The sequence below is a fragment of the Pseudomonas sp. B21-032 genome (genome assembly GCF_024748965.1).
Lineage (GTDB): Bacteria > Pseudomonadota > Gammaproteobacteria > Pseudomonadales > Pseudomonadaceae > Aquipseudomonas.
Window position 1 is genome coordinate 5,123,951 of sequence record NZ_CP087180.1, and the last position, 16,239, is coordinate 5,140,189.

Annotated in this window: 14 protein-coding genes and 1 other RNA gene; 10 read left to right on the forward strand and 5 right to left on the reverse strand. The window is 60.1% G+C overall.

Annotation, left to right across the window (positions count from 1 at the left end):
• Nucleotides 1-115 precede the first annotated feature (115 nt).
• Nucleotides 116-1,789: a DNA repair protein RecN gene (recN, locus tag LOY54_RS23640; RefSeq protein WP_258608113.1), complete on the forward strand. Its 1,674-nt coding sequence runs from the start codon at nt 116-118 to the stop codon at nt 1,787-1,789.
• An 89-nt stretch (nt 1,790-1,878) separates the two neighbouring features.
• On the opposite strand, the gene fur is transcribed toward recN, so the two are convergent.
• Nucleotides 1,879-2,283, reverse strand: a complete 405-nt coding sequence (gene fur / locus LOY54_RS23645; protein ID WP_045199750.1) for a ferric iron uptake transcriptional regulator — start codon at nt 2,281-2,283, stop codon at nt 1,879-1,881.
• Between the two features lie 97 nt (nt 2,284-2,380).
• On the opposite strand from fur, the gene LOY54_RS23650 reads away from it, so the two are divergent.
• Nucleotides 2,381-2,905 carry an outer membrane protein assembly factor BamE gene (locus LOY54_RS23650; protein ID WP_045199752.1) on the forward strand — a complete coding sequence of 175 codons (525 nt, stop codon included), beginning with the start codon at nt 2,381-2,383 and terminating at the stop codon, nt 2,903-2,905.
• Between the two features lie 91 nt (nt 2,906-2,996).
• Here LOY54_RS23650 and LOY54_RS23655 read toward each other — a convergent pair whose 3' ends face one another.
• The 3 genes from LOY54_RS23655 to LOY54_RS23665 form a co-directional block, all read right to left on the reverse strand.
• The gene (locus LOY54_RS23655) at nt 2,997-5,531 is read right to left on the reverse strand and encodes a carbohydrate binding domain-containing protein (RefSeq protein WP_258608115.1); all 2,535 of its coding nucleotides are present in this window, start codon (nt 5,529-5,531) and stop codon (nt 2,997-2,999) included.
• A gap of 171 nt (nt 5,532-5,702) precedes the next feature.
• Entirely contained in the window at nt 5,703-6,020 is a 318-nt protein-coding gene (locus LOY54_RS23660; RefSeq protein ID WP_258608116.1) for an RnfH family protein, read from the reverse strand.
• Nucleotides 6,013-6,447, reverse strand: a complete 435-nt coding sequence (locus LOY54_RS23665; RefSeq protein WP_045199756.1) for a type II toxin-antitoxin system RatA family toxin — start codon at nt 6,445-6,447, stop codon at nt 6,013-6,015. The genes LOY54_RS23660 and LOY54_RS23665 overlap by 8 nt, the downstream gene beginning before the upstream one ends.
• Nucleotides 6,448-6,607: 160 nt before the next feature.
• Between LOY54_RS23665 and smpB the strand changes: the two genes are divergently transcribed.
• A complete protein-coding gene (gene smpB, locus LOY54_RS23670; protein ID WP_028944546.1) occupies nt 6,608-7,090 on the forward strand; it encodes an SsrA-binding protein SmpB in 483 nt (160 codons plus the stop codon).
• A 68-nt stretch (nt 7,091-7,158) separates the two neighbouring features.
• Here the strand turns inward: smpB and LOY54_RS23675 are convergent, their stop codons facing one another.
• Nucleotides 7,159-7,926: a GntR family transcriptional regulator gene (locus LOY54_RS23675; protein ID WP_045199761.1), complete on the reverse strand. Its 768-nt coding sequence runs from the start codon at nt 7,924-7,926 to the stop codon at nt 7,159-7,161.
• A gap of 254 nt (nt 7,927-8,180) precedes the next feature.
• Here LOY54_RS23675 and LOY54_RS23680 point away from each other — a divergent pair, with 254 nt between their 5' ends.
• The 7 genes from LOY54_RS23680 to LOY54_RS23710 all read left to right on the forward strand — a co-directional run bounded on the left by LOY54_RS23680 (nt 8,181) and on the right by LOY54_RS23710 (nt 16,233).
• Nucleotides 8,181-9,848, forward strand: a complete 1,668-nt coding sequence (locus tag LOY54_RS23680; RefSeq protein WP_093379286.1) for a lactate permease LctP family transporter — start codon at nt 8,181-8,183, stop codon at nt 9,846-9,848.
• A gap of 67 nt (nt 9,849-9,915) precedes the next feature.
• Complete coding sequence (gene lldD / locus LOY54_RS23685; protein WP_045199765.1) at nt 9,916-11,061, forward strand: FMN-dependent L-lactate dehydrogenase LldD; 1,146 nt, start codon at nt 9,916-9,918, stop codon at nt 11,059-11,061.
• 78 nt (nt 11,062-11,139) lie between these two features.
• Nucleotides 11,140-13,950 carry an FAD-binding and (Fe-S)-binding domain-containing protein gene (locus LOY54_RS23690; protein ID WP_258608118.1) on the forward strand — a complete coding sequence of 937 codons (2,811 nt, stop codon included), beginning with the start codon at nt 11,140-11,142 and terminating at the stop codon, nt 13,948-13,950.
• 74 nt (nt 13,951-14,024) lie between these two features.
• Nucleotides 14,025-14,303, forward strand: a complete 279-nt coding sequence (locus tag LOY54_RS23695) for a hypothetical protein (RefSeq protein ID WP_045199770.1) — start codon at nt 14,025-14,027, stop codon at nt 14,301-14,303.
• A 104-nt stretch (nt 14,304-14,407) separates the two neighbouring features.
• Nucleotides 14,408-14,799, forward strand: a transfer-messenger RNA (tmRNA) gene (gene ssrA, locus LOY54_RS23700).
• A gap of 217 nt (nt 14,800-15,016) precedes the next feature.
• Complete coding sequence (locus tag LOY54_RS23705; RefSeq protein ID WP_045199772.1) at nt 15,017-15,796, forward strand: class I SAM-dependent methyltransferase; 780 nt, start codon at nt 15,017-15,019, stop codon at nt 15,794-15,796.
• 26 nt (nt 15,797-15,822) lie between these two features.
• Nucleotides 15,823-16,233 (forward strand): DUF4952 domain-containing protein, encoded by a 411-nt coding sequence (locus LOY54_RS23710; RefSeq protein WP_052676542.1) that lies wholly within the window; start codon nt 15,823-15,825, stop codon nt 16,231-16,233.
• Nucleotides 16,234-16,239: the final 6 nt, after the last annotated feature.

Below are 16,239 nucleotides of genomic sequence, written 5' to 3' on the forward strand. Positions count from 1 at the left end.
ACCCAGCGCAATCAGAACCGCGCCGCGATTACCAAATTGAACTAAACATCAGCATTGTCAGTGGATTTAAAAACACTGTATAAATAACCAGACCTAACGCCTGGGAGCCGCCCCAATGCTGGTGCACCTGTCCGTACACAACTACGCCATCGTCGAACACCTGGACCTCGAGCTCGCCCGCGGGATGAGCGTCATCACCGGTGAAACCGGGGCCGGCAAATCGATCATGCTCGACGCCCTGGGCCTGACCCTGGGCGATCGCGCCGACAGTGGCGTGGTGCGCCCAGGGGCCGACAAGGCCGACATCCTTGCCACCTTCGACCTGGTCGACATCCCCGAGGCGCGCATTTGGCTCGCCGAACGCGACCTCGACAGCGACGGCCCTTGCATCCTGCGCCGGGTGATCACCGCCGAAGGCCGTAGCCGTGGCTATATCAACGGCACGCCCTGCCCGCTCGGCGACCTCAAGGCCCTGGGCGAGCTGCTGATCGACATCCACAGCCAGCACGAACACCAGTCACTGCTGAAAACCGACACGCATCGGCGCCTGCTCGATGAATACGCCGGTGCCACCGACCTCGCCCGCCAGGTCCAGCTTGCCGCCCAGCGCTGGCGCCAGACCCGCCAGGAGCTGGAGCGGCTGTCCAATTCCGGCGATGAGCAGCGCGCGCAGCACCAGCTGCTCAGCTATCAGCTCGAAGAACTCGACAACCTTGGCCTGGGCGAGAACGAGCTGGAACTGCTGGAGCAGGAACACAAGAACCTGACCAACGCCGAAGCACTGTTCGGCATCTGCCGCCAGGTCATCGACCACTGCAGCGAGAACGACTCGGGCAACGTGCTCAATGCCCTGACCGCCAGCCTCAACCGCCTGACCGCCGTGCACAACGCGCCCAAGGCCCTGGGCGAGGCGGCCAGCATGATTGCCAGTGCGCAGATCCAGGTAGAAGAAGCAGTTGGCGAGCTGAACCGCTTCCTCGACAACTTCGACGCCGACCCGGCGCGCCTGCAGCAGCTCGAAGAGCGCCTCGACACCATCTATACCCTCGCCCGCAAACACCGGGTGCACCCCACCGAGCTGGCTGGCCTGCAACTGCGCCTGATGGAGGAGCTGGAGAACCTCAACGCCAACGACGAATCGATCGAGCGCCTGAGTGAAGAACTGGCCGCCTATGCCCGCCACTACCAGGACAAGGCCGGCGAACTGAGCGCCCTGCGCCAGCAAGCCGCCAGCCAGCTGGCCCGTGCGGTGGAGCAGGAAATCCAGCGCCTGGGCATGCCAGGCGGGCGTTTCAGCATCGAGCTGCGGCCCAACAGCAGCGACGAACTGCAACCCCAGGGCCTGGAGCAGGTCGAGCTGCTGGTCAGCGCCAACCCCGGGCAGCCGCTCAAGGCCCTGGCCAAGGTGGCTTCCGGTGGCGAGCTGTCGCGGATCAGCCTGGCGATCCAGGTGATTACTGCACAGACCTCGCGCATCCCGACCCTGGTGTTCGACGAAGTCGACGTCGGCATCGGCGGGCCAACGGCAGAGATCGTCGGCCAGCTGCTGCGCCGCCTGGGCGAGCGCGGCCAGGTGCTGACCGTCACTCACTTGCCGCAAGTGGCTGCCCAGGGCCATCATCACCTGTTCGTGCACAAGGTGCGCGACAGCGATGCCACCCACACCGCAGTGGCCAACCTGGGCAAGCGCGAGCGCGTTGAAGAGGTTGCACGCATGCTCGGCGGCATCGACCTGACCAAGGAATCCCTGGCCCACGCCCGCAAGATGGTGGTCACCAGCAAGGCCTGAAACGCGCAGCTATAAAAAGCTGCCAGCCAGAAAGCACGAAGGCGACCCCAGGGTCGCCTTCAGTACATATGCAGCAATGTAATAATTGCTTACTTTTTCTTGCGTACGTACAGGACCAGATTGTGGTCCACCAGCTCGAAACCGTGCTCTTCCACGATTTGCTTCTGGCGCTTCTCGATTTCACTGTCGAAGAACTCGATGACTTCGCCGGAATCGACGTTGACCATGTGATCGTGGTGACCACCGTCAGCCAGCTCGAACACGGCGTGGCCGCCATCGAAGTTGTGGCGCACGACCAGGCCTGCGGCTTCGAACTGGGTCAGAACACGGTAAACCGTGGCCAGACCGACGTCCTCGCCTGCCTCCATCAGCGCTTTGTAGACATCCTCAGCACTCATGTGACGCTGCTCGGTAGAGTCGAGCATCTGTAGAATTTTCACTCGAGGCAGTGTCACCTTGAGACCGGCTTTGCGCAGTTCGCTATTTTCAACCATGGTCAGCTTTCTCGCCGATGCTGCTTCGCAGCTTCTCTGAATACGGGTATGATCGGGGTTTACGTTGTCCAGCCAAGATAGTGGAAGTCGCCCACCGATGCAAAACACCAAGCTCTTGCTAACCAGCCTCACCTTCGTGGGACTGCTCGCACTCGCCGGTTGCTCGTTCCCCGGGGTTTACAAAATCGACATCCAGCAGGGCAATGTCGTCACGCAAGACATGATAGACCAATTGCGCCCCGGAATGACCCGTCGGCAAGTACGGTTTATCATGGGCAACCCGCTGATCCAGGATACGTTCCACACCAATCGCTGGGATTACCTGTACAGCCTGCAGCCTGGCGGCGGTGAGCGCCAACAGGAGCGCATGAGCATCTTCTTCAACGAGAACGATCAGCTCAGCAGCCTGTCCGGCGACTTCATGCCAGGTGTCAGCCGCGACCAGGAAATCCTCGGTGGCAGCGGCGATACGACTGTCAGCCCGACCGGCAGCACCGAACCCGCTGCGCAGGAAAAACCTGCCAAGCCAGGCTCGCTGGAAGACACCATCCAGAAAGACGTCGATACCATCGAGGTTATCCCGGTGCCGGTGCCCGAGCCGCTGGATACTTCGCCGCAGTGATGACGGTATCGAGAGAGCTGATGGCACCGCGATCAGCTCTCTCGTGATGCTTACTTTGATGACATTTAGGCCGCACCGCCACCCAAAACTACTAAAGACTGGATAAGCGCAAGTTATCCACCGCGAAATCGTTTGCGTGACGTTGTGCCAGATGACAGTAAAGGCCAATGCGCATTGCTGATTGAGTCGCAGTGAAGCTTCCCGACAATTTTCGCCAATGCTGACCCATAATAACAGTTCTCGGAATCACACTTACCCCGTTTACAGCAGCCGAAAGCTGCGGAGCTGGATCTAGACTGTTATATTGATAAGCATCCATACTAAAAGTATATCGTCTACCCACTTCCAAGCCGTTAAATGTTTTCGCTAAAAAGACTCCAGCCGATTGTTCGGTAGTAGTGATATTCACCAGTGCCCGGCTGCCACCGACATATTGGACGCTCAGATCACTCCGATCTCCAGCACCTCCCCATTCCCAGCCATTCCAGTTTCCATTTTCAAAGTCCGTCACCTCATCAAATGGCATACGCACTGACAATACAAGCAATGGAAACGCTATCGCTGCGCTCTCCTGCGCACTTCCATCAGTAGTGACTTTACAGGTAAATGTCAGAGTGCTGCCATGCTTCAACACAATCAGATTTTCTCGTCGCAGCAGAGCCTTAAGCCCTTGACTGACCTCGCCAGTAGTTACTGAGTGTGCTTGAAAAACACTAAAACTATAAGCACTACCGTCCAAACGCGTACCGTGGCCGTGCAACCAGACTCGTTGCCCAGGCAAAATAAACCACCACTTCTCGACCGAGATATCAGCATTACCCGAGAAATTACGCAAATCCAGAGTACCTAGCGTCGCCTGCGGTACAAATGGCCTTGGAAGGAGCACAGGCTCTGTAACAATCAAATTGAAAGCTGAGGAAACTTGCGTCTTTTGGCCGCCACGATAAGTGACCGTATAGTTAATCTTCACCGTCTTACCGCTGGCCATGATCACCGCTTCACGCGGCACAAAAAAGTCGACGTAACCCGATCCAGGATTGCCAAGCTTGGCAGTGATCGGCAAACAACTTCCGTCCCCGCGCCGCCAGCACGGCTGGATACTGTGATGCGAGCTCATCCGCTCGTAGCGAACCCGCAACGTCACGCCATCCCGACCGTTGTACACCGTCAGAGTGTTGTCAACCGCTTGCACAATCTGCGGCGCAGGTAGCTGCAAATCGGCCTGTACAACTTGCAGTGACAGCAGAGGAAATTCCCTGGCAGTGGACCTGTCGACTTTTCCATCAAAATTGACCGCGAAGTGCAGCTGTAAATCACTGTGATCCGCCAGTTGCTCAAGCTTATCTCGCGTCAGTAGTGTACCGACGCCATTCGCTAGCCATTCCGCCGTCAATGGCACACCCTCCAGCACTTCGGAGATAGATTCATCGCCATTCTCAAGCTGTCCCGTCACAGTCAACCAGCAGGCCTGGCCAACCTCGGCAAAGTCCCAGAGCTCAACGACTACATCTGCATCGCCGGAGAACGTATTCAGGTCCAGCCGCTGCTCCGTAGCCTGCTCCACGCGCGGGGTCGGCAAAACATCAATATCGAGTACCCGGACCTCCAGCGGCGGCGCCTCCCAAGCTCCACCTTCACGCCAGACTGTGTAGCCAGCGAAGACCTTACCGTTGAAGTTTGCGCTTATTGCTTGAGGGGGAATCCGAAAATTGACAACCTGCGAATCACCGACAATCTGGCACTCTAGCTCTGGTGTCCCCGCCCCCGGCGTCCCCTGCCAGGTGGCGCACACCCGGTCATTGCAGCACATGTTTTCATAGGTTACCTGCAGACTTGCACCCTGTACGGCATTAACCGGATTAAGAACATAATGCCCGGAGCCGCAGTCCGTCGACTCTGGCACAGCAGGCGGTAACAGCGTCAAGTGCGGCTCAGTCAACACAGTAAAGTTTACAAATGGAAAATGCTGAGCGCCCGACAAGTCTGGATTAAGTCGAATGATAAAGTCCATGTGTACCGGCCGATCATGACCAAACTGCTGCAACTTATCCAACGGCAACTCGCGCCGCCAGCCATTACTCACATCAGCTGTAGTAATCAGATCTCCCTCAAACCAGCTGAAGCGTGCATTGGCCCCCAGCAGCGTCAGCGCGACCACCTCCTGACCTTCTTTGATATAAGGCCATGGCGCGATGTAAACATGCGGATTTTTACCACACAACCGCGACAGGTCGAGCCTCCCGTCTGCGGTCATTTCCAGTACTGTGGTCGGGGGATAATCTTCACGGCGCAACTCAAGTCGGTACTCGACCACCGGCGAAGTGAAGCGCTCTTCTTCGCGAACGACTTCACAATAAATACGCACCTTGCCGGTAATGCGCAACGCAAGAAGATCATAGGATACCTGGAACAAGGCGCAGCTCTCATGCTCCACCCAAGGCTCGATTCGCTCGTACTCATCCTCAACGGTTTGCCAATACACATTGATTGTGTCACTTACTTCAAATCCGTCATAACAGACTTTGACCGTCGCGGCATTACCCTGCTGATACTTCATCGGGTAATAGGTTGTACCTTCAGCCCCGACAAGTTCGATGACTGGTTCAAGCTTTATTGATGCGGCCATGGTGAAGTCCCATTCAAGTGTATGTGACTACTCAAGGCCATACCTTCAGCCTTTCACGTCACAGCTAACCTCAATAAGAAATCACCGACTACTGGTAAAAATGCTAGGTCAACTCGACCTCAGAAGGGCGTAAACTGAACACCCAGTCGAAATACTTTAGCGCAGGATTGCTTAACGCTTGGCCTTCTTGAATACCCGAGCAACCTTGGCTGCGCGCTGCTTGCGCACCTCTTTCGGGTCCGCCAGCAAGGGCCGATAAAGCTCAATGCGATCACCCGCCTCAACCTTGTGCGCTTCAGGATTGGCGATCACCCGGCCAAAGACCCCGACCGGGCAGGCCTGAATATCGGCCTCGGGAAAATACGCGGCGATCCCCGACAGTTTTACTGCTTCATTGATAGTCGCACCCGCCGGCACCTCAACACTGAGCAGCACCTGCCGCTCAGCCACGGCATACACCACCTCGACGGTCAGCAAGGCTTCAGACATGGAGCTGCTTGGCACGCTGGCAGAAAGCATCGACAAGAGTGTTGGCGGCCTGGTTGAACAACGGCCCCAAGGTGGCACGCACCAATGGCCCGGCGTAATCGAACGACAGGTCGAGGCTGATCTTGCAGGCTTTCTCGCCCAACGGCTTGAACACCCAGACACCATGCAGCTGGGAAAATGGCCCTTCTTCAAGGTTCATTTCGATGGACTGGCCCGGCACCAGCACATTGCTGGTTACAAACTGCTGGCTCATCCCGCCCTTGGCTACCTCAAGGCGTGCGCGCATGTGCGTGTCGCTTTCTTCGATCACGGTGCTGGACGAACACCAGGGCAGGAACTCCGGGTAGCGCGCGACATCATTGACCAGGTCGTACAGGGCCTGGGCGGGATATGGCAGCAGGGCCGAACGTTGAATATGGGTAGTCATCCAGGGGTCGATTCCAAAGCTGAGCGGCAAACGCAACCCGAATGCCGATGGGCGCCATTGAGCGCATCAAGTGCGCGCATTGTCCGGGATTCACGGCAATGGCTCAAGCGCACCGCTACCCATAGCCGACAGCGCGGCGACTGCCTATAATGCCGCCCCTATGGCTAAACAAAAGAAACATCCGACAGGGACTATCGCGCAGAATAAAAAGGCGCGTCACGATTACTTCATCGAGCACAAGTTCGAGGCCGGATTGGTCCTGTCCGGTTGGGAAGTAAAAAGTCTGCGTGCCGGCAAGGCGCACCTGACCGACAGTTACGTGGTGCTCAAGGATGGTGAGGCCTGGCTGATGGGCAGCCACATCACGCCGCTGACAGCCGCCAGTACTCACGTCATCGCCGACCCGACACGTACCCGCAAACTGCTGCTCAACCGTCGAGAGCTGGAACGCCTGCATGCGGCTGTCCAGCAGAAGGGCTACACCTGCGTGGCCTTGTCGATCTATTGGAGCAAGCACTTGATCAAGTGCGAAATCGCACTGGGCAAGGGCAAGAAGGAATACGACAAGCGCGATACCCAGCGCGAGCGCGATTCCGACCGCGAGTTGCAGCGCGCGGTGCGCAACAAGGGCAAAGAAGACTGATTCCAGCCTGAAGCGCCCTCATCGCGGGGCAAGCCCGCTCCTACAGGGGCGAGTTTGCCCCACGATTGCTAGCGCCCGCTGCGCCGCTCCGCCCGTGCCACCCGCTGAACCTCCTGGCGCACTTCATCGAGCACTTCCTGCACATAGGTGATGTGCCGGCTAGAGACTTCGCGTGCATCTTCGGCACGCCCTTCGACAATCGCCAGGTACAGCTCGCGGTGCTGGCTGATGAGCATGTCGCGGGTTTCGCTGCGCTGTTTGTACATGCCGCCGATGTTGGTCACCACGTTGCGCTTGAGCAGGTCGAACAGGCCGCGAATGGTGTGCAACAACACCGCGTTATGACTGGCTTCGGCGATTGCCAGATGAAAACGCGCATCGGCCGCGCCCTCTTCGGCCCGGTCAACTTCATCAGCGCGGGCGTAGCAATCCTGCAAGGTGTCGAAGGCTGCCTTGAGCCGCAGGCGGTCAGGCTCAGTGGCACGGATCGCTGCATAATAGGCACAGGATGCCTCCAGAGTATGCCGGAATTCCAGCAAGTCGCGCTGCGCTTCAGGGTTGCTTTCGAGCAACTGCAGCAGCGGGTCACTGAAGGTCGAGCCGAGCGATTCGGCCACATAGTTACCACCGCCCTGGCGGCTGACCAACAAGCCCTTGGCCACCAGCTTCTGGATCGCTTCGCGCAACGACGGTCGTGACACGCCGAACTGCTCGGCCAGCGCACGCTCGGCGGGCAGGCGCTGACCGGCCGTCAAGGTGCCCTCAAGAATCATCCCTTCCAGCCGTTCGACGATATCGTCGGACAAACGGCGTTGGCGGACCTGATCAAAAACCATCACATGCTCTCCACAATCCCGAGTGCGTTCGGGGCTGTCTATTCTGGCGCATCCGCGACCCGCCGACACTAATCAGTTAGCAAATTTCCCTGCCGTTCAGGCCCGCTCCCCTTCAACCATCCCAAGAAAAGTTTCCTGGGACAAATTGACACAGCCACTTCGAGGCTTTTAACCTAGCGCCTCGACATTGTAAATTGGTCTTACCAATTATCCAATGCCAGTGCCTGACCAACAACAATTAGGGGCCACCCCATATGCAAACCTGGCAACAGCTTTACAGTCCGCTTGGTAGTCTTGGCCTGTCCGCGCTCGCGGCAGTCATCCCGATCGTGTTCTTTTTCCTCGCGCTGGCGGTGTTCCGCCTCAAGGGTCACGTGGCTGGCAGCATCACGCTGGGCCTGTCGATCCTGGTGGCGATCTTTGCTTTCCAGATGCCTGCCGACATGGCCCTTGCCGCCGCCGGATACGGCTTTGCCTATGGCCTGTGGCCGATTGCCTGGATCATTGTCGCCGCAGTGTTCCTGTACAAGCTGACGGTCAAGAGCGGCCAGTTCGAAGTGATCCGCAGCTCGGTGCTGTCGATTACCGACGACCAGCGCCTGCAGGTGCTGTTGATCGGTTTCTGCTTCGGCGCCTTCCTTGAAGGTGCGGCAGGCTTCGGCGCCCCGGTGGCGATCACCGCCGCCCTGCTCGTGGGCCTGGGCTTCAACCCGCTGTACGCCGCCGGCCTGTGCCTGATCGCCAACACCGCGCCTGTGGCCTTCGGCGCCCTGGGCATCCCGATCATCGTGGCCGGCCAGGTCACCGGTATCGATGCGTTCAAGATCGGCGCCATGACCGGCCGCCAGCTGCCCTTGCTGTCGCTGTTTGTACCGTTCTGGCTGGTGTTCATGATGGACGGCCTGCGCGGCGTCAAAGAGACCTGGCCAGCCGCCCTGGTGGCCGGCCTGAGCTTTGCCGTGACCCAGTACTTCACTTCGAACTTCATTGGCCCGGAACTGCCGGACATCACCTCGGCCCTGGCCAGCCTGATTTCCCTGACCCTGTTCCTCAAGGTCTGGCAGCCCAAGCGTTCGTTCGCCGCCGCCCCCGGTAGTGTTGGCGCCGCTGTGGTACAGAGCGGTGGCAGCCAGCCTTCGCCGTACAGCTTCGGCGAGATCTTCAAAGCCTGGTCGCCGTTCCTGATCCTCACCGTGCTGGTCACCATCTGGACCCTCAAGCCGTTCAAGGCCGCTTTCGCCGCCGGTGGCTCGATGTACAGCTGGGTATTCAACTTCGCCATCCCGCACCTTGACCAACTGGTGATCAAGACCGCACCGATCGTCGCCACCCCGACGGCGATCCCGGCGGTGTTCAAGCTCGACCCGATTTCTGCCACCGGTACCGCGATTTTCTTCTCGGCGCTGATCTCGATGCTGGTGCTGAAGATCAATTTCAAAACTGGTCTGACCACTTTGAAAGAGACCTTCTTCGAACTGCGCTGGCCGATCCTGTCGATCGGCATGGTCCTGGCCTTTGCCTTCGTCACCAACTACTCGGGCATGTCGTCGACCATGGCCCTGGTACTGGCCGGCACTGGCGCGGCGTTCCCGTTCTTCTCGCCGTTCCTCGGCTGGCTGGGCGTGTTCCTGACCGGTTCCGATACTTCGTCGAACGCCCTGTTCAGCTCGCTGCAGGCCACCACCGCGCACCAGATCGGGGTCAACGACACCCTGCTGGTGGCCGCCAACACCAGCGGCGGCGTGACCGGCAAAATGATTTCGCCGCAGTCGATCGCCGTGGCCTGCGCCGCTACCGGCCTGGTCGGCAAAGAGTCGGACCTGTTCCGCTTCACACTCAAGCACAGCTTGTTCTTCGCCACTATCGTTGGCCTGATCACCTTGATCCAGGCTTATTGGCTGACCGGCATGCTGGTTCACTAAAGTGTCAGGGGCCGGGCGCGTTGTGGTGCGCCCGGCAGCTCCCCTTCACCCAACGCTGCGAGACCCCATGATCATTTCTGCCGCTACCGATTACCGCGCAGCAGCCCAACGCAAGCTGCCGCCATTCCTGTTCCACTACGCCGACGGCGGTGCCTACGCCGAGCACACGCTGCGCCACAACGTCGAAGACCTGGCCGGCATCGCCCTGCGCCAGCGCGTATTGAAGAACATGTCCGAGCTGAGCCTCGAGACCCAGCTGTTCAACGAAACCCTGAGCATGCCGGTGGCCCTGGCCCCGGTCGGCCTGACCGGCATGTACGCACGCCGCGGCGAAGTCCAGGCGGCGCGGGCGGCAGCGGCCAAAGGCATTCCGTTCACCCTGTCGACGGTGTCGGTGTGCCCGATCGAAGAAGTGGCGCCGGCCATTGACCGGCCGATGTGGTTCCAGCTCTACGTGCTCAAGGATCGCGGCTTCATGCGCAACGCCCTGGAGCGCGCCAAGGCCGCTGGCGTTACCACCCTGGTGTTCACCGTGGACATGCCGGTGCCCGGCGCCCGCTACCGCGATGCGCACTCCGGCATGAGCGGCCCGAACGCGCCGCTGCGCCGCGTCTGGCAGGCCATGACCCACCCGCAGTGGGCCGTGGATGTCGGCCTGCTGGGCAAACCCCATGACTTGGGCAACATCTCCGCCTACCGCGGCAGCCCCACGGGGCTGGCCGATTACATCGGCTGGCTGGGCGCCAATTTCGACCCGTCGATTTCCTGGAAAGACCTTGAGTGGATCCGCGAATTCTGGGAAGGCCCGATGGTGATCAAGGGCATCCTCGACCCGCAAGATGCCAAGGACGCCGTGAAGTTCGGCGCCGACGGCATCGTCGTCTCCAACCACGGCGGCCGCCAGCTCGATGGCGTGCTGTCGAGTGCCCGCGCCCTGCCGGCGATTGCCGACGCGGTCAAAGGCGATCTGAAGATTCTCGCCGACTCCGGCATCCGCAGCGGCCTGGACGTGGTGCGCATGATCGCCCTGGGCGCTGACACCGTGTTGATCGGCCGCGCATTCCTCTACGCCCTGGCCACCGCCGGTGAAGCCGGGGTGAAGAACCTGCTGGAGCTGTTCGAAAAAGAAATGCGCGTGGCCATGGTGCTGACAGGCGCCAAATCGATCAGCGAAATCACCCGCGACTCGCTGGTCCGCGAACTGGGTGCCTGATAGCCGCGCCTTCGAATCACCGCCTGATTGACCGGGGTACGCGGCGCACCAGACGCCACGGCCCCGCGAGGAGATTGCATGAGTCTGCCCGCCGCGTTTCTCGACTCGGTAGCACGCCTGATACCCGCCGAGCGCCGTTTCGACGATCCGCTGTCGACCCTGGCTTTCGGCACCGATGCCAGCTTCTACCGGCTGATTCCCAAACTGGTGATACGGGTCGAATCCGAAGATGAAGTGGTCGCCCTGCTCAAGCTGGCCCAGCGCGAGCGCGTGCCGGTCACCTTCCGCGCCGCCGGCACCAGCCTGTCCGGCCAGGCCATCAGCGATTCGGTGCTGATCGTGCTCGGCGATAACTGGAACGGCCGCGAGATTCGCCACCAGGGCCAGCAGATCCGTCTGCAACCGGGCGTGATCGGCGCCCAGGCCAATGCCTGGCTGGCCCCGTTCGGGCGCAAGATCGGCCCGGACCCTGCCTCGATCAACGCCTGCAAGATTGGCGGTATCGTCGCCAACAATGCCAGCGGCATGTGCTGCGGCACCGCGCAGAACACCTATCACACCCTGGCCGGCATGCGCCTGGTGCTGGCCGACGGCACGCGCCTGGACAGCGAAGACCCGGCCAGCGTCGCCGCCTTCGAACAGAGCCACGCCGACCTGCTCGATAAGCTCGCGCGCCTGGCCCGGGACACCCGCGCCAACACTGAGCTAGCCGCCAGAATTCGCCACAAGTACCGCCTGAAGAACACCACCGGCCTGTCGCTCAATGCCCTGATCGACTATGACCAGCCGCTGGATATCCTCAGCCACCTGCTGGTCGGCTCCGAGGGCACCCTGGGCTTTATCAGTGCCGTGACCTACGACACGGTGATCGATCACCCGAACAAAGCCTCGGCACTGATCGTCTTCCCGGATGTAGAAACCTGCTGCAACGCCGTTACCGTACTCAAAAGCCAACCGGTATCGGCGGTGGAACTGCTCGACCGACGCAGCCTGCGCTCGGTGCAGGACAAGCCCGGGATGCCGGCCTTCGTCCAGCAACTGTCCGATGGCGCCTGCGCACTTTTGATCGAATCCCGCGCAGCAACCCAGGCGCTGCTGCACGAGCAACTGGCGCAGATCATGGCCTCGCTGGCCAGCTTCCCGGTGGAAAAGCAGGTCGACTTTACCGAAGACGCCAAGGAGAACGCCAAGCTCTGGGCCATCCGCAAGGACACCTTCCCCGCCGTTGGCGCGGTGCGCAAGACCGGCACCACGGTGATCATCGAAGACGTGACCTTCCCGGTCGAGCAACTGGCCATCGGCGTCAATCGCCTGATTGCGCTGTTCGACAAACATCACTATGACGAGGCGATCCTGTTCGGCCATGCCCTGGAAGGCAACCTGCACTTCGTCTTCACCCAGGGCTTCAACAGCGCCGAAGAGGTCGCGCGTTACCAGGCCTTCATGGACGACGTGGCGCAACTGGTGGCGGTCGAATTCGGCGGCTCGCTCAAGGCCGAACACGGCACCGGGCGCAACATGGCGCCCTTTGTCGAGCTGGAATGGGGCAGCGATGCCTACCAGTTGATGTGGCAGCTCAAGCGCCTGCTCGACCCCAATGGCATTCTCAACCCGGACGTGGTGCTCAGCGAAGACCCGCAAATCCATCTGAAAAACCTCAAGCCGCTACCGGCGGCTGACGAGATCGTCGACAAGTGCATCGAATGCGGCTTCTGCGAGCCGGTCTGCCCGTCCAAGGGGCTGACCCTGAGCCCGCGCCAGCGCATCGTCATGTGGCGCGATATCCAGGCGAAAAAACGCGCTGGCAGCGATACCCGCGAGCTGGAACGCAACTACCAGTACCAAGGCATCGACACCTGCGCCGCCACCGGCCTGTGCGCCCAACGCTGCCCGGTGGGTATCAATACCGGTGAGCTGGTGAAAAAGCTGCGCGGCCAGGCTGCCGAACACGTGAAGACTGCCGATTGGCTGGCTGACAATTTCCATACCGCCCTCAGTGGCGCGCGCCTTACCTTGCAAGCCGCCAACGGCGCCCGTCGCCTGCTTGGCGCGCCGCGCCTGAGTCGCCTGAGCGCCAGCCTCAGTAAGCTCAGCCACGGCCGAGTACCACAGTGGACGCCGGCCATGCCACAACCGCTAAAAGCGGTGCAACTCAGCCCGGCCAGCAACGATGCGCGGCCCCGAGTCGTCTACCTGGCCGCCTGCGTTTCAAGGGTGATGGGTCCGGCGGCGGCGGATCGCGAGCAAACCTCGTTGCTGGACAAGACCCGCGCCCTGCTGGAAAAGGCCGGCTATCAAGTGGTATTCCCGGACAACCAGGACAACCTGTGCTGTGGCCAGCCGTTTGCTTCCAAGGGCTATGCCGAGCAGGCCGAGCACAAGCGCCAGGAGCTGATCAACGCCCTGCTGCACGCCAGCCGCGGCGGCCTTGACCCGATCTACTGCGATACCAGCCCGTGCACCTTGCGCCTGGTCCAGGACCTCGCCGAAACGCGCCTGGACCTGTATGACCCGGTGCGCTTCATCCGCACCCACCTGGTCGACAAGCTGGAGTTCACCCCCCAGGACGAGCCGATCGCCGTACACGTGACCTGCAGCACCCAGCACCTGGGTGAAAGCCAGGCGCTGATCGACCTGGCGCGGCGTTGCAGCAAGCAGGTGGTGATTCCCGAAGGCATCCATTGCTGCGGTTTTGCCGGTGACAAGGGCTTTACCACCCCGCAGCTCAATGCCCATTCGCTGCGCAGCCTCAAGGAGGCGGTGCAGTACTGCAGCGAAGGCATCTCCACCAGCCGCACCTGCGAGATCGGCCTGTCGAACCATGGCGGGATCGATTATCACGGGCTGGTGTACCTGGTGGACCGGGTAACCCGGGCACGGGCTATCTGAACCTTTGTGAGAGCGGCGCAGTCCATCAAATTAGGCCCCCCTTTCCCGAGGCCTTCCCAGCCAAGGAGATTCACATGAAGCGTACTGCGATTTCCGGACTGTTCATTGCCGCCGCACTGCTTGCCTCCCCTGTGTTTGCGGAAGAAGACCTGTGCGCCCTAAACCTGCAGAAGATTGAAGATGCCACGGCTACCGCCGGAGCTACCTCCGAAGGTATGGACAACGCCGTGGCCGAGCATGTCAAGGACGCCAAGGCTGCCCAGGCAGCGGGTAACACGAAAGACTGCATTGCTATTACCAGCAAGACTCTGGAGCGCCTGGAGAAAACCGAGAAAGGCAGCAACGGCCAATAACCCGTCTGCCGGGCGATGTCAGACCAGCAGTCGACGTCGCCCGACCGATGGCGTATACTGAACCTCGAGCGTTGAAAAACGCTTACAGCTAGAGCGCAACACATGGGGCCGATTAGGATTCGACGCCGGTAGTGAAACTCTAGGTGCATGCCGAGTTGGTAACAGAACTCGTAAATCCACTGTTGCAACTTTCTATAGTTGCCAATGACGAAAACTACGAGGGTTACGCTCTCGCTGCGTAAGCAGCCGAGCCCGCTCTCCTGGTAGCTTCGGCTCCAGCAATCACTAGGGGATGCCTGTAAACCCGAAGTGATTGTCATACAGAACAGGATCGCCGTGCAGTACGTTGTGGACGAAGCGGCTAAAACTTACACAACTCGTCCAAAGCACCCTGCCCGTCGGGCGGCTGCGGATTAACTCAATAGACACGGCTAAGCATGTAGTACCGACAGCGGATCACTGGCGGACGGGGGTTCAAATCCCCCCGGTTCCACCAAATACGCAAAACGAAAAAGGCATCTGGCGCTTGCGCCGATGCCTTTTTTGTTGCCCGCAGAACCCTGACTGAACCCGCCTGTCGGCCATCGACACGCTGCGGACAAAACCGTGCTCATCCTATTGGCGCAGCGGTCGATAAACACCTGGAAGGACCGCCCCGTCTCGTATCCTTGTCGACTCCGGGGGGCCGCAACCACCACAGAACAGGAGCAGGCATGAAAGTCTGTATGACCCACCGCGAGACCTTCTACCACGTTCTCAAGGCAGTGTTTGACGCCTGCAATAAAAAGCCGGTCATCGCCGAGCTTGGCGTCCTGCGCGGGCAAAATGCGCTGAACCTCTATAACGCCCTCAGCCCTGAACAGATGGTCTTGATCGACAGCTGGAGCCCCTCGGCCACCGAAGCCTACAGCCCGTTCGACCAGCTGCCACCTTGGGTTGACCCTGTAGATAGCTATGATTACTACTATGGCGGCTCGCTTTATGACATGGCCACCTGGGACAACCTGTATGAAGAATGCCAGGGCAAATTCGCCGACAAGCCCAACGTCACCCTCATTCGCGCCGAGACGATCGACGCCATTCCTGAGATCCAGCCAAGAACCGGTATCGAGAAATTCGACCTGATCTACATTGATGCCAACCATCAATACGAGTACATCCTGCGCGACATGATGTACTACCAGGACCTGCTGGCCGATGATGGCTTCATGCTTCTCAACGATTGCTGCCATAGCCTGCAAGGCACCAAGCAGAACCTGGGTGTACTGGAAGCCCTCAGCAGCTTCCTCAAGCGTTCCGACTTCGTGCCTGTGGCCGTGACCAACACTGACTGGTCGGATGTCATCCTGGTCAAAAAGAACTCGATGATGCTGCAACTTGTGGACATCGCCATCACCAACTCGGATATCCCGTTCGTCGAAATCCCGCATCAACTGATGTCCGCCGCCCGGGTTGTTTACGGCAAGCAGCGCACCAACATCAGCTTTGCCTGATCCGGCGTACTTCAAGGACGAAACCATTGCGCCCATTGATTATCCTGACCCTGCTCCTGCTGTGCGGGTCGCTGCAGGCCGCACCTAAGTGCGAGGACTTCCTCGGCACATTGGGCGCGTACCCCAAGGGCATCCAGTACCAGGGCTGCCATCAGGACATCGAAGGGCAGACGGCGCCCTTGATCGCGACCTACAAGGTCAGGGGCGCCGAAGCAGCGGTGGCCGAGGCCCACCTGCAGCAAACTTATGGCATGGGCCGCCTGCAGTTTTTCTGCTGCATGTGGGACTCGCTGCGCCACTTCCACCGCGACCCACACAGCGGCATCAATTACCAAGTCCTCATGGCCTCCGAAGAGACGCTGGCCAACCAGCGCTCGCAGTGGGCACAGATCGAGTTCTTCTACATCACCGTCAGCGTCGATACCCTCGAGCCCTGAGCGGCC